The sequence below is a fragment of the Bradyrhizobium sp. F1.13.3 genome (assembly GCF_040548265.1).
Lineage (GTDB): Bacteria > Pseudomonadota > Alphaproteobacteria > Rhizobiales > Xanthobacteraceae > Bradyrhizobium.
Genome location: NZ_JBEPRI010000004.1, coordinates 269,921 through 283,788, shown reverse-complemented (window position 1 = coordinate 283,788; position 13,868 = coordinate 269,921). Strand labels below are relative to the sequence as shown.

Annotated in this window: 13 protein-coding genes; 7 read left to right on the top strand and 6 right to left on the bottom strand. The window is 64.2% G+C overall.

The window, feature by feature from the left end:
• Window positions 1-3: 3 nt before the first annotated feature.
• Window positions 4-729: a pyridoxamine 5'-phosphate oxidase family protein gene (locus ABIB66_RS13665; RefSeq protein ID WP_354055040.1), complete on the bottom strand. Its 726-nt coding sequence runs from the start codon at window positions 727-729 to the stop codon at window positions 4-6.
• Window positions 730-803: 74 nt separating this feature from the next.
• Between ABIB66_RS13665 and pdxR the strand changes: the two genes are divergently transcribed.
• Both pdxR and ABIB66_RS13655 read left to right on the top strand, forming a co-directional pair.
• On the top strand, window positions 804-2,276 hold the full coding sequence (gene pdxR / locus ABIB66_RS13660; RefSeq protein WP_354203878.1) for a MocR-like pyridoxine biosynthesis transcription factor PdxR: 1,473 nt from the start codon (window positions 804-806) through the stop codon (window positions 2,274-2,276).
• Between the two features lie 71 nt (window positions 2,277-2,347).
• A complete protein-coding gene (locus tag ABIB66_RS13655) occupies window positions 2,348-2,596 on the top strand; it encodes a DUF6719 family protein (RefSeq protein ID WP_027517580.1) in 249 nt (82 codons plus the stop codon).
• 3 nt (window positions 2,597-2,599) lie between these two features.
• Here the strand turns inward: ABIB66_RS13655 and ABIB66_RS13650 are convergent, their stop codons facing one another.
• The 3 genes from ABIB66_RS13650 to ABIB66_RS13640 all read right to left on the bottom strand — a co-directional run bounded on the left by ABIB66_RS13650 (window position 2,600) and on the right by ABIB66_RS13640 (window position 4,369).
• Entirely contained in the window at window positions 2,600-2,962 is a 363-nt protein-coding gene (locus tag ABIB66_RS13650; RefSeq protein WP_354203880.1) for a hypothetical protein, read from the bottom strand.
• A gap of 35 nt (window positions 2,963-2,997) precedes the next feature.
• On the bottom strand, window positions 2,998-3,162 hold the full coding sequence (locus ABIB66_RS13645; protein WP_354203882.1) for a hypothetical protein: 165 nt from the start codon (window positions 3,160-3,162) through the stop codon (window positions 2,998-3,000).
• A gap of 658 nt (window positions 3,163-3,820) precedes the next feature.
• Entirely contained in the window at window positions 3,821-4,369 is a 549-nt protein-coding gene (locus ABIB66_RS13640; RefSeq protein ID WP_354203884.1) for a CreA family protein, read from the bottom strand.
• Window positions 4,370-4,577: 208 nt separating this feature from the next.
• Between ABIB66_RS13640 and ABIB66_RS13635 the strand changes: the two genes are divergently transcribed.
• From ABIB66_RS13635 to ABIB66_RS13620, 4 genes are all read left to right on the top strand, one after another.
• Window positions 4,578-6,176: a L,D-transpeptidase family protein gene (locus ABIB66_RS13635; protein ID WP_354203886.1), complete on the top strand. Its 1,599-nt coding sequence runs from the start codon at window positions 4,578-4,580 to the stop codon at window positions 6,174-6,176.
• Between the two features lie 91 nt (window positions 6,177-6,267).
• Window positions 6,268-6,837 carry a glutathione peroxidase gene (locus ABIB66_RS13630; RefSeq protein WP_354055048.1) on the top strand — a complete coding sequence of 190 codons (570 nt, stop codon included), beginning with the start codon at window positions 6,268-6,270 and terminating at the stop codon, window positions 6,835-6,837.
• Window positions 6,838-7,004: 167 nt separating this feature from the next.
• Window positions 7,005-8,033 carry a polysaccharide deacetylase family protein gene (locus ABIB66_RS13625; RefSeq protein WP_354203888.1) on the top strand — a complete coding sequence of 343 codons (1,029 nt, stop codon included), beginning with the start codon at window positions 7,005-7,007 and terminating at the stop codon, window positions 8,031-8,033.
• 8 nt (window positions 8,034-8,041) lie between these two features.
• Window positions 8,042-8,593 carry a dihydrofolate reductase family protein gene (locus ABIB66_RS13620; protein WP_354203890.1) on the top strand — a complete coding sequence of 184 codons (552 nt, stop codon included), beginning with the start codon at window positions 8,042-8,044 and terminating at the stop codon, window positions 8,591-8,593.
• Window positions 8,594-8,604: 11 nt separating this feature from the next.
• Here the strand turns inward: ABIB66_RS13620 and ABIB66_RS13615 are convergent, their stop codons facing one another.
• Together ABIB66_RS13615 and ABIB66_RS13610 are read right to left on the bottom strand one after the other, a co-directional pair.
• Entirely contained in the window at window positions 8,605-9,057 is a 453-nt protein-coding gene (locus ABIB66_RS13615; RefSeq protein WP_354203892.1) for a DoxX family protein, read from the bottom strand.
• A gap of 261 nt (window positions 9,058-9,318) precedes the next feature.
• Window positions 9,319-11,628: an NADP-dependent malic enzyme gene (locus ABIB66_RS13610; RefSeq protein ID WP_354254942.1), complete on the bottom strand. Its 2,310-nt coding sequence runs from the start codon at window positions 11,626-11,628 to the stop codon at window positions 9,319-9,321.
• A gap of 245 nt (window positions 11,629-11,873) precedes the next feature.
• Here ABIB66_RS13610 and ABIB66_RS13605 point away from each other — a divergent pair, with 245 nt between their 5' ends.
• On the top strand, window positions 11,874-13,844 hold the full coding sequence (locus tag ABIB66_RS13605; protein ID WP_354254941.1) for an aq_1923 C-terminal domain: 1,971 nt from the start codon (window positions 11,874-11,876) through the stop codon (window positions 13,842-13,844).
• The last annotated feature ends 24 nt before the right edge of the window (window positions 13,845-13,868 follow it).

Sequence of the window (13,868 nt, the reverse complement as noted above, 5' to 3'; positions counted from 1 at the left end):
ATTTCAGCCGTTCGGGTACTCTGCAAAATAGGCATCCCGCAATGCATCTTCGAGCAGCCGACCCTCCGAATAGCCATTCAGTGTCGCCGGCCGGCGCACGCCGTCGAGCAGCCGCGCGCAAGGCTCCGGCGCGCCCAGCACGGTGCGCACGGGGATGCGCTCGGCATAGATCGGCAATGCATAGTCCTCGTCGTCGTCGGCGACACCCTTGGCCCGGACTTTCGCGGAGGCTTCCTCGATCTCCATCGCGATAAAGGAGGTCGCCTTGATCTCCTGCGCATTGCTCGCCCGCAGGCTCGCGGTCCGATCCGGGAAGAAGCGGTCGACCATGGCAATCACCGCGCGCTCTTTCTCCTCGGGATCGGTCACGAGATAGGCGGTGCCAAACGCCATCACGGCGCGGTAGTCGGCGGAGTGATTGAACCCGCAGCGCGCCAGCACCAGACTGTCCAGATGGGCGACGGTCAGGCACACACGCTCGCCCCTTGTCTGGTTGCGCAGCATGCGGCTGGCGCTCGAGCCGTGCCAGTACAGCTTCGTCCCTTCGCGCCAGAAGAAGGTCGGCGTGCAATAGGGTTGGCCGTCGATCGCGTAGGAGACGTGGCAGAGCATCGAGGAATCCAGGATGCGATGAACGGTGTCGTGATCGTAAAAGCCGCGGTCGTGACGGCGCTTCACCTGGTTGCGCGCGGACGTCGGATAGGAATTTGGGTTCTCGGTCTGGCTCACGGCCGCTCCTGTCGGATTGGAACAATTCCAAGGCAGTTGTAGCCGCAGATTTGGTCTGCGATAGTGCCAATTCCATGCGAAAAATTCCGACCAATTTAGTCCCCTCCCCGGCCAAGGCCGAGCTGCCGCTCGATCTCGCAGGCCCGCACGTCACGGCTGGCGCCTCGTCGGCGCACCGGCTGTACCAAGCGCTGTGCGAGATGATCGTTGCCGGCCTCGTCAAGCCGGGCGAGCCGCTGCCGCCGTCGCGCACGCTGGCTAAACAGACCGGCTTTCGGCGCAATGCCGTCGTCACCGCCTATGAGCGGCTGATCGCCGACGGCTTTGCCGACGCCACCGTCGGCTCCGGCACCTTCGTCGCCGCGCGCATCCCCGCACGCGCGGCCGAGCCGAAGCGGCCGAAGATCATCGTCGAAACGCCGGGGCAAGGCGCGTTTTCGCTCGGCTGCACCCATATCGACGCGCGCGCCGTGCAGCGCTTCCGGGCCTTTGTCGGCCGCCGCATGCGCGCCTTCGGCGCGGAGCATCTGCACTATGGCGACCCCCGCGGCAGCCGCGAGCTGCGTGCGGCGATCGCCGATCATCTGTTGTCGGCGCGGGGCCTGCGCTGCGATCCCGATCAGATCATGCTGACGTCAGGCACGCTGCACGCGCTACGCATCGTGCTGAGCGCGATCCTGAAGCCCAACGACCAGGTCTGGTGCGAGGATCCAGGGTACCCCGCCGCGCGCAAAACCATCGCGCATTGCGGCTATCGTGCCGTGTCCGTTCCCGTCGACGCGCAAGGCATGCGTGTCGCCAGAGGCCGCGCAGCGGCGCCGTCCGCGCGCGCAGCCTATGTGACGCCGTCGCACCAGTTTCCGCTGGGTGTGCAGATGTCGATGCCGCGGCGGCTCGAGCTGCTGGACTGGGCCAGGCAGGCCGACGCCTTCGTGCTGGAAGACGATTACGACAGCGAATTCCGTTACGACGGCGCGCCGCTGATGTCGCTGGCCGGCATCGATCACCTCCAGCGCGTGATCTACATGGGCACGTTCGCCAAGACGTTGTTTCCGGGCTTGCGCATCGGCTATTGCGCCCTGCCCGAGCGCTTGATTGCGGATGTCACCGCGGCGCGGGCCGCGCTCGACCGCTTTCCCGGCACGCTGATGGAGGGTGCGGTGGCCGACATGCTCAATTCCGGCGCGTTCGCGGCGAACCTGAAGCGCGTGCGCAAGCTCTACCGCGAGGCGCGCGACGCGCTGGCCGGGACGCTCGAAGCCGCATCCCACGGCGTGCTGTCGGTGCCGGTCCCATCGCAGGGCCTGCATCTTGTCGCCCGGTTCGATTCCTCGGTCGATCTGGCTGTGGCGGCAGACGCCAAGCAGGCCGCCGGCGCCGAAGGCTGGCTATTGGCCGACACCTATTCACGCGCGCGTCCTCTGCCCGGTTTCGTGCTGGGATTTTCCGGCCACGCGATTCCGAAGCTCGTGGCATCCGCCGAGCGGCTCGCGCGGGAATCGAGAGCGGCCTTGCGTGCGAGGAGCAAGCCGGCCCGGTGGGCATGACGAACGTTCACTATGAGAATCGGCTGCCGCTCCCTACATTGCGGCATCGATGCCGGGAGCGAGCTCACACCATGCTGCTACGCCGTGCGACTTGCCTCTCGCTCCTGATCTTCATCGCACTCGCCGCGACGGCGCGCGCAGGCACGGTCGGACGCGAGCAGGACATCGTCGATCTCAAGCTCGGCCAGCGCGTGCAAGTGGACGACGGAACCTGCCCCGCCGGACAGGTCAAGGAAGTCCGCGGCGCCAAGATGACCGACAAGGGCGTCGCACGGACGAGCACCTGCGTGTCGCGGTTTGGTCCGAAATCAAAGCGATGAGCGCTACTTCGCCGGATCGAACATGCATTGCAGGGTCGGCTTGGCTATCTTGGTGAAGGTCGGGCCGATTTCGGTCTGCTTTGCGGCCGGCACCCAGTCGGTCTCGATCGTCGGCACCCCGGTCTCGCTGATGCCCCGCAGCAGGGCCTCGCGGAGATCGCGATCCTCGACGACGGCGGCAGCATGATCGTGCAGGCAGCCGCAGACCTCTTCCGGATGCTCCCATCGTCCGAGCATGCGCGGCGCGCATTGCCTCACGAACTCAGTACGTGGATCGGGTAATCTGGAGGGAGAGCGCACCTGCGCCTGAGCGGCACTGATCGTCAGAAGGGATATGAACGCCGCAGCGCAGAAACGAACAAGCATGACGGCCTTTATCGGCTGATTTTTCTTGTTGACGATCAGAAGCGCGCGGCAACCACGATCGGCTGCGGCGCCGGGGTCGTGATCGGCGAGCCGCTGTACTGGAAAGTACCGATGCCCGGGACATTGCCATCCGGCGAGCCTGCGAACGAGGAGCCGGCGAGCACGAAAGCGAAAGCAAGGATGAGGCTGAGCGTGCGCATGGAGTTCTCTCTGAATTCGGTGGCCGGCGTGCGCCGTCGTCGTTGTGAGGTTGATAACCATGGGCGGTTTCGCGCGTGATGCGCCAAAGCCGGAAAATGGTTTCATCTCCGTGAGAATTGTTTCGTCCCGCTCGCGGCGACGACATATTCGACGGAAAATCTCAATCTTTTCAGATGGGTCATGCGGCCACCCAATATGGCCTGGCAGGTTCCGGGCGAGTTCGGATGCGCGCCGGAACGCCGGCGCCGTCATCATCCCGCCTCACACCCTTCACATGCGTTTTACGTTTTTCTGTTGAAGAGAAGCCGAACGACGGCTGGGTCCTGTCGAACCGGGGGCGCTTCGACTGCGACCCAAGCTACCGAGACCGAGACGCCCGGGCATCGCCGAGCGCGTTCATGTGAGGAACGGCCATCATGACGGCGCAGAATCGCGCAACGACGCGCGATGCGGACCAACGAACGGACCGCCGGGAGCAACAACCTGTTCGCAGCAGCGCCAATTCGCCTGGCGAAATGGCGCTGCAATCGAGCCGGGGCTTTGAGGCAACGCCGCAGTCATTCGTGCGGCTGACCGGCTCCCATCTTGCAAAACCGCGTGGCAGCCGGGCTGACGTCACCGGGTGAACGCAAGCGCGTCACCGTGAACGCAAGAGCGTCACTGAGTGAAGAACTCGCCGCACTTCTGGACGTTCGCGTCCGCCGGTCCCCACGGCATGACCGGGACGGTCGAGGTCGAGTTCTTCGGCGAACCCTCGATCAGCCTGTCTGAATAGACCATGTAGACCAGCACGTTGCGCTTAGCGTCACAGCCGCGCACGATCTGCATCTTCTTGAAGAACAGCGAGCGGCGCTGGCGGAACATGTCGTCGCCCTGCTCCATCTTGTTCTTGAACTTGATCGGGCCGACCTGACGGCAGGCGAGCGAAATGTCCGAGACCTCTTCGGCAAGGCCCAGCCAGCCCTTGAAGCCGCCCTTCTCCGGTACCGTGAAATGACAGGCCACGCCCTCGACTTCGGGGTCGTCGAGACCATAGGTCGCAAGCTTGTCGTTCGGGCTCATCCATTTGAACACGGTTGAGCGGCGGAAGATCAGATCCGGCTCGTCCGCGGCGAAGGCGAACGCTGCCGGCACGGTCAGCGCCAGGAGGAATAAAGCGAGGCCTTTCAAGCGGATGCTGGAAAGACTGGGGAAACGAGATGACATGAAGTTCTCCGATAACAAGTCCCAGCAATGTAGGCATGAGGCGACCGATCAGGAAGACGATCGGCAGGCCGATACGGCCGCCGTTTACCGCTCCGTGAGGCTTTTTTGCTACGCTTTGGACAAAATTAGCTGATCGCAGAACCGCCGTGCTGGTGAACGCGTATCCCCTCTGAGAGACTAACATCTGATTTGGATTGTGGATTCGATGATGAACAGCGTGAACGGGTCTGGTTTTTCTGCCAAGCCGGCGCGATTTTGGCAGGTCGCCATTTTGACGGCGGCGGGTGCGATCGGCACGGCGAGCCAGGCGGACGCAGCATTTTATTACTGGACGGATTATTCCGACGGATCGTACGGGCGCCAGGAGCGCCATCCCGAAGTCCCGCGCCAGAAGCCCCAGAAGCGCGGTGCGGCCGGCAAGAAAGACCTCGTTTCCGAAAAAGAAGCGGGCACAAAACCGCAAGGTCCCCTCGTCATCGTCGTCTCGATCGACCGGCAGAAGGTCACGGTCTACGATACCAACGGCGTGTTCGCGGAATCCCCGGTGTCGACCGGCATGAAGGGCCATTCGACGCCGATGGGTGTGTTCAGCGTCATCCAGAAGCACAAATTCCACCACTCCAACATCTATAGCGGCGCGCCGATGCCGTACATGCAGCGGATCACCTGGTCGGGCGTTGCCATGCATGCCGGCGTGCTGCCGGGGTATCCGGCCTCGCACGGCTGCATCCGCATGCCGATGGCGTTCGCCGTGAAGATGTGGAACTGGACCAGGATGGGCGCGCGCGTGATCGTTTCGCCCGGTCAGATGTCGCCGCAGAACTTCTCACATCCGCTACTTGCCTCGGTGCGGGTGCCGCCGCAACCCGCGGCCAGCCTCGAGCCGCAGACCAATGCCGGCGACAAGGCCGATAAGGTCGCGGCCAATACCGGAGCCGCCGAAGCAAAGCCGGTTGAAACGAAGACCGCCAGCGCGGACGGCGTGCTCGAGCTGCGCTCGTCGGTCGGCCACACCGTGATGTCGGACGTGACCACCGGATATGCCCCGGGCCGCGAGGAGTCCGCGACATCCGCCGACCAGACCGAGACAACGGCAAAGCCCGAGACCAAGACCGCTGAGGCGGCGGACGCGGCCAAGTCTCAGGCCGGAGACGCCGCGCAGCCCGCGAGCACTGAAGCGAAGCCTGTCGAGGCCGCGGAGACGCCGAAATCCGAAACGGCCAAGTCCGAACCCGCGAAGACGCCCGATGCGCCGGCCGTGGCGCCAGCGCAGGCGGCAACGCCCGACGTCAAGAAGGACGAAACCCGCGTTGCCGATCCGGCGCCCGTGGCAAAACCTGACGCGCCCAAGCGGGCGGGCCAGATCGCGGTCTTCATCAGCCGCAAGGATTCCAAGCTCTACGTGCGGCAGAACTTTGCGCCGCTGTTCGAGGTGCCTGTCACGATCGCCGCGAGCGATCGGCCGCTCGGCACGCATGTCTTCACCGCCGAAGTCGACAAGGCCGATTCCAATGCGCTGCATTGGTCGGTGGTGTCCTTGCCAGTGTCCGTTCGCTCTGCCGCGCGCCAAGATGACGGCCGCCTGACAGGCCGCCAGCGTGGCGCGGCCGTGATTCCCGTCGCTGCCAAGCCTGTGGTCACGCCGGACAGCCCGGCCGAAGCCCTCGACCGCGTCTCGATCCCCGCCGACACGATCGCGAAGATCAACGAAATGCTGACGTCAGGCGGCTCGATCATCGTCTCCGACCAGGGCATCAACCAGGGCGAGACCGGCGAAGGCACCGATTTCATCGTCCGCCTGTACTAACGCGCTTTATCGCGGCAGATAACGCGGTGTTGACGACGCCGCTCGCACCGGAGGGGTAACATCCGCCCGGATCATTTCGGGGGACGCCGTCATGATGAACCGCAGGACCATGCTCATCGCCGCCTTTGCAAGCACGCTGGCGCCGGCGACGCGTGCACTGGCGGATGGCGGCATGAGCCGAATCTCCGCCTACGCCTTCTCTTTCCCGGCATTGTCAGGCGACGACATCCGGCTTGCGGCCTTCACCGGCAAGCCGCTGCTGGTGGTCAACACCGCTTCGCTTTGCGGTTACACGCCGCAATATGCCGGTCTGCAAGAAATTTGGGGCGAGTTTCGCGAGCGCGGCCTCACCGTCATTGGCGTGCCCTCCAACGATTTCGGCGGACAGGAGCCCGGCGGCACCAGCGAGATCTCGGAGACCGCCCACCACCAATACGGCGTTACCTTCCCTATTGCGGCCAAGGCCGTCGTCGTCGGTGCAAAGGCGCATCCGTTTTACAAATGGGCGGCAGAGGCACGCCCGCGGGAAGTTCCGCGCTGGAACTTCCACAAATATTTGATCGGCCGGGACGGCTATATTGCCGACGTCTTTGCATCCACCGTGGAGCCGGCCGACACGCGGATCAAAACGGCAATCGCCAAGGCTCTGGCCGACACTTGACGCCACACGTCTCCCCAACCCGGTTGGGCACAATTGTGTTGGGGCGCCAAACAGCCGTTGCAATGGCGAGGGCCCACCATCTAGGCTAGGATCGTTAGGGGCAGGATGGTTTTGCCGGAGGCGAAAAGCCGCGGCGGAACAACGGGATCAATCTCGAGGACAACACCATGCGTGTGGCGGCAGGACTGATTTTGGCAAGTGCGATGTCTCTTGCGATGACGGGCGCGGCATGGTCGCAGACCCCACCTGCAAAGCCCGCTGCCGCGACGCAAGCCCCTCCGGTGGCAACGCCGGCTGCGGCTGCGCCCGCTCCGGCTCCGGCACCCGCTCCTGCAGTAGCGGCCGCCGCGCCGGCGGGTTTCGTCAATCCTCCCCCGCCCAAACAAGCTCCGCAACCCGCCCGCGCAGCCTGCAACACGCCGGGCGCGCTCGGCGTCGCCCGCACTGTCGAGATCGACACCACCGGCGGTCCCGGCTTCGGCTTCGAGCATTTCAAGGAGCTCGATTTCCTGCGCGACCACGAGGTGGTGCTGACCTTCGATGACGGCCCCTGGCCTAAAAACACGCCCGCGGTGCTGAAGGCGCTCGCCGACGAGTGCACCACCGGCATCTTCTTCTCTATCGGCAAGCACGCGACCTACGAGCCGGAGATTCTCAAACAGGTCTACGCGGCCGGCCATACCGTCGGCACCCACACCTGGTCGCACGCCAACCTCAACAACAAGAAGCTCACGGAAGCGCAGCGCAAGGAAGAGATCGAGAAGGGCCTGTCTGCCGTGAAGTGGGCGCTCGGCGGCATTTCGCCCTCGCCGTTCTTCCGCTTCCCGGCGCTCCAGCATCCGCCGGAGATGGTCACCTATCTCGGCAACCGCAACACCGCGATCTTCTCCTGCGACATCGACTCCTTCGACTTCAAGGCTTCGAAACCCGAGAAGGTGGTCGAGACCGTCATGAAGAAGCTGGATACCAAGGGCAAGGGCATCATCCTGATGCACGACTTCCAGAAGCACACTGCGGAGGCCCTCCCCGAATTGCTCAAGCGCCTGAAGGCCGGCGGTTATAAGGTGGTGGCGATGCGCGCCAAGTTCCCGGCCTCGACGCTGCCGGAATACGACCAGGAGCTGCTCAAGGACGTCAAGCTGCCGACGGTGAGCACCCGGCCGGTCAACAGCGTCGTGACGACGGTTTCCGAATAGCCGCGCCATTGTCCTTTCGGATCGAAGGCTACGTCATCGTCTCCGCGGACGGCATGCTCGCCGACGCTGACCATGTCATGCCCGACAGCCTGAAATTCGAAGGCGACAAGCTGTTCTTCGAACAGGCGCTCGATCGCGCGGCGCTGATCGTGCACGGTCGTCACTCGCACGAGCAGCAGCCGAATTCACCCAAGCGCAAGCGCCTGATCCTGACGCGCAAGATCAAGGCGCTGACCGTCGATCCCGAGATGCCGAACGCGACCTTGTGGAATCCGGATCACGCCAGCTTCGAAGACGCCTGCGCGTTCGCCGATGTCGCTTCCGGTACCATCGCAATCATCGGCGGGCCCGTCGTGTTCGACATGTTCATGGACCGCTACGACACGTTCTGGCTGTCGGAAGCCCCGCATCTGCGGCTGCCCGGCGGCGAAGGCTGTTTTGTCGAAGTACCGTCGCGTACACCTCGGGAAGTGCTGGCCTCACACGGGATGAAGCCGGGAGCGCCGTATCTGCTCGATGCGGCGCATGACGTGACCGTCACGCCGTGGCGCAGGACGTAGTGGTTTAACCTTCACACGTCCCCGTAGGCTGCCTCCGCCGGACGCGTGACGCGGCCGTAGCCCATGATCATGAACAGCGCGCCGATGATCGACAGGTTCTTGAGGGCGTCGACCAGCATCTTGCCGTTGTCGGGCGGAACCTGGTTCCAGAAGTCGTAGAACAGGAAGGTCGCGACCGCGAGATAGACGATCATCAGCATCGCGAAGAAGCGCGCGCCGAAATTCAGAGCGATCATCACCCCCGCGACGATCTCGAGCACGCCGACCGCGATCGCCAGCAGTTGCGGCGTGGTCATGGCCGTCGCCGTCTCGATCTGCTTGGTGTAAGGCGCAATCATGTCCGGCACGACAACCTTGGCGGCGATGAAATCAACCGTCGACTGCATGGCAAACAGTCTTGCCGCACCCGTGTAGATGAACAGCACGGCGAACAGGATCCGCCCGAAAGTCACGAACGCTGGCATGATCGGCCTCTTTGCTCAGGCTTTTTGAAACCGGATTTTTGGCGAAAGCACTAAGGGATTATGGAGAGTCATTCGCCGGTTTACAAACGGGGAAATGGAAAACTGCGAGCAATTCAAAGTTGGTGGCGCGCTATTCGCTTGGCGCTCCCTAGCGGAATCGAAAAAAGCAGCGACCGCACCGCGCTCGGCGTCATGGCCGGGCACGACGAGCCTGCGGAACGATCGCGGCTCCGAGAGACGCCCAACGCGCCGCCCCGCCCCTTACGTAAACAACGTCGGCTGCTGCCGCGACGCGCGCTCCTGCGCTTCCACCACAGCCACCGCGGTCATGTTGAGGATGCCTCGCGCCGTCACCGACGGGGTCAGGATGTGGGCCGGGCGCGCCGGGCCGATCAGGATCGGACCGACGGGCAGCGCGTCCGCCAGCGACTTGATCATCTGGTAGGCGACGTTGGCGGTGTCGAGGCTTGGCATGATCATGATGTTGGCCTCGCCCTCGAGATCGGAGTGCGGCAGCACCATTTTGCGCGCAGCGGCCGAGAGCGCGGTGTCGCCCTGCATCTCGCCGTCGGCCTCGAGTTCCGGATGCTTCTCCTTCAGGAGCTGGGTTGCCCGGCGCATCTTGCGCGAGGATTCCGTGTCGTAGCTGCCGAAATCCGAATGCGAGACGAAGGCGATCTTCGGCTTGATGTTGAAGCGTTGGACGTGGACCGCCGCGAGCGAGGCGATCTCGGCGAGCTCTTCGGCGCTCGGATTGGGCCGCACCTGGGTATCGGCGATGAAGAAGGCGCCCTTGCTCGTGATCAGCAGCGCCAGCGCCGCATAGTCGCTGATCCCCGGCGTAAACCCGACGATCTCGCGGACATGGCGCAGATGACTCATGTAGCGGCCCTCGACGCCGCAGAGCATGGCATCCGCCTCTCCGCGCACCACTGCGAGCGCCGCGATGACGGTGTTGTTGGTGCGCACCACCGTGCGCGCCGCATCCGGCGTCACGCCGCGGCGGCCGGCGACCTCGACATAGGACTGCACGTAGGAGCGGTAGCGCGGATCGTCCTCGGGATTGACGAGGTCGAAGTCCTTGCCGGCCTTGATCGACAGGCCGAAACGCTTGATGCGCGCCTCGACCACCGAGGGACGTCCGACCAGGATGGGGGTCGCCAGATTCTCTTCCAGCACCACCTGGGTCGCGCGCAGCACGCGCTCATCCTCGCCTTCGGCGTAGATCACGCGCACCGGCTGGGTCTTGGCCTTGGCGAACATCGGCTTCATGACGAGGCCGGAGCGGAACGCGAAGCGCTCGAGCAGCGCGGTGTACTCGTCGAAATTGGTGATGGGCCGGGTCGCAACGCCCGATTCCATCGCGGCCTTCGCCACCGCCGGCGCGATGCGCAGGATCAACCTCGGATCAAAGGGACTCGGGATCAGCGAGCCCGGGCCAAACCCTTGCGTCTCGCCGGTGTCGAAGCCTTGCGCGACCGCATCGGACGGCGCCTCGCGCGCGAGCTGCGCGATGGCCTCCACGGCCGCGTGCTTCATCTCCTCGTTGATGGCGCTGGCGCCGACGTCGAGCGCGCCGCGGAAGATGAAGGGAAAGCACAGGACATTGTTGACCTGGTTCGGAAAATCGGAGCGGCCGGTGCAGATCATGGCGTCGGGACGCACTTTGCGCGCCTCCTCCGGCATGATCTCCGGCGTCGGGTTCGCGAGCGCCATGATGAGCGGCTTGTCGCCCATCGCCTTGGCCATCTCGGGCTTGAGCACGCCCGGTGCGGACAGGCCGATGAAGATGTCCGCGCCGCCGATCACGTCGGCGAGCGTGCGCTTGTCGGTCTTCTGCGCATAGACCGCCTTCCAACGATCCATGGTGGTGTTGCGGCCTTCGTGCACGAGGCCGTCGATGTCGCAGACCCAGATGTTCTTGCGCTGCGCGCCCATCGACACCAGCAGGTTCAGTGTCGCGAGCGCTGCGGCCCCTGCCCCCGATGCCACGATCTTGACGTCCGACAGGTTCTTGCCGTTGAGGCGCAGCCCGTTGGTGATCGCGGCGGCGACGATGATCGCGGTGCCATGCTGGTCGTCATGAAAGACCGGGATCTTCATGCGCTCCTTGAGCTGCGCCTCGATCTCGAAGCATTCCGGTCCGCGGATGTCCTCGAGATTGATGCCGCCGAAGGTCGGCTCGAGCGCGGCCACCGTCTCGACCACACGCTCGATGGTGTCGGCCGCGATCTCGATGTCGAACACGTCGATGCCGGCGAATTTCTTGAAGAGGACCGCCTTGCCCTCCATCACCGGCTTCGAGGCCAGCGGGCCGATATTGCCGAGGCCGAGCACGGCGGTGCCGTTCGAAACCACGGCGACCAGATTGGAGCGGATTGTCAGCGTCGCCGCTTCCGCGGGGTTCTTGGCGATCTCCATGCAGGCGGCGGCGACGCCCGGCGAATAGGCCAGCGCGAGGTCGCGCTGGTTGGCAAGCGGCTTGCTTGCCTGGATCTCGAGCTTTCCGGGGCGCGGCAGCCGATGATAGGCCAGCGCCGCCTGGTGGAGATCATCAGAATAGGACGACATGCGGTGTCTTGCCTCGCGTTACCGGCCTCAAACTACATTGTCCTGACCGGTCCGCCTTCGGGTGGTATTTCCGGGTCATGGAAACGGGATGAAGCACGCCGGGCGCCCCGGTGGCAACATCCGATTGCGGCCCCATCAACAGGGCGCGCGGTCAAATATCTGATAGCGCTAGCTTTCCCTGGACCGCGCGTTGCTTTGCGAATATGGCAGGTTGCCTCGTGCAACGCGGGCAACTGGAGCTGGGAATGAAGCGAATCCTGATCGGCCTGATCGTCGTGACCGTGGTCGCCGCGAGCGGATGGTTCGGCTTCAGCTTCTACGCAAAACATCGCGTCACTGCCGAGATCGAGGCGGCGTTCGAGCAGATCCGGGCCAGTGGCGGCAAGGCGAGCCACGGCAAGGTGGCGTTCGATCTGACGAGCCGGACGTTGACGATCGAGGATATCGCGGTTGAGCCTGCCAACCAGCCACAGGCTCATGTCAAGATCGCCGCTATCAAGGGCGTGGGCATTCGTCAGGTCGAAGAGACACGCTTCGCGGCCGACAGCATCGATATCTCGGGCTTCGAGGTCGCGCTGGACGAAATCGGCCCCGCGAAGCTGAAAGTCTTCTACAAGGTGCCGCAGTTGACCATGCGGGATTACGTCGGTCCCATTCATGCTCAGAACGCGCCGACGTCAGGCTCCCTGATCGACATGTACCGTTTCGTGCTCGATCAGTACGCAAACGTGACGGCTTCTTCCATCATAGTGCCGACCCTCGCAGTCGCCTTCGATGCGGGCAAAAGCGCCGGAGGCAGTGGCGAGGTCGCCTATTCGGGTCTTGCGATCCAAAAGCTCGGCCAGGGCAAGATCGCCACGATCAAGGCGGAGCGCGCCAGTTTCACGATCAACGTGCCGCAGCCGGGCAAGGCGGACAAGCTGACCGGCGAGGTGTCCGACATCATCATCAATGATTTCGATTCTACCGCGATGGCCGCCGCGCTCGATCCCCAGAAGGCCAACGACGACAGCTATCATCGTGTCTACGGACAGATGTCCAGCGGCACTTATGTCGTGACGTCGACGCTCGGCATCCGGATGCAGGTCGATGGGATCGCCATCACCGACATTGCGGTGCAACCGTCGAAATTCCGGCCCGCCGAGATCCTGGCGCTGCTGCCGGCGGACAGCTCGGTCCCGCCGACGCCGGCGCAATCGCGCTTGATGATGGAAAAGCTCGCCGGGTTCTACGAAGGCCTTCGCGTCGGCAAGATCGAGATCGGCACCATGTCGATGACGACCCCGCAAGGAACGCCCCGGCTGAGGGCCATCAGATACCAAGAGGGCGAGTTCGCGCTCGAGGGCCTCGATGCGCCGACGCCGCAAGGTCAAATCAAGATGGAGCGCTTCGCACTCAAATCGCTCAGCATCGCGAATTTGATGCGTTGGGCGGCAAGCCTCACCACTCCCGGGCGGGCGCCCTCGCCGGATCAGATGCTCGGGCTGTTCGGCGTGCTCACAGGCGCGGAGATCAAGGGCGTGACGGCGCCGTTCAAGACCACCAAGAAGCTGGTCACGATCGACACGCTGAGCCTGGACTGGGGGCAGCTGGTCGGCTCGATCCCGAGCAAGGCGCATGTGGTTGCCAAACTTGTCACGCCCACCGATCCTTCCGATCCGAATCAGCTTCCATTGCTAGCCGCCGGCGTCGACAAGCTCGCCATCGACCTCGATCTCGGCGCCGCCTGGACCGAACAGTCCAACAGCTTCGCCCTGACGCCCGCGACCCTCGACATCGGAGGGATCGCAAGAGCGCAACTGCGTATCGGCCTCGGCAACGTACCACGCGAGGTGTTTTCGGCCGATCCCGCCCAGCTCATGGGCCAGGCGGCCCAGATCGAGGCGGGCACGCTCGAATTTTCATTGCGCGACGGCGGCGTCGTCGATCTCGTCGCGGCACAGTTCGCGCGCATGCAGAATGTCAGCCGCGATACCGCACGCCAGGCGCTCGTCGAGAGCATCAAGGCTAAACGCGAGCAAGTTGCTTCCGCCAATCCGGATGCAAACGCGGCCGTGGACGCGATCGCCCGCTTCGTCGAGACACCGGGCCAGACGCTTTCCATCAAGCTGTCCCCGCGCGCCAAGGCACCGCTGATGCAATTGATGCAGCTCTTGCAAACCGACCCACAGAGCGCGCTTGCGCAGTTCAGGATCGAGGCGTCGACGGGGCTGTAGGGCGAGCCGGCCCGCGCACGCCTC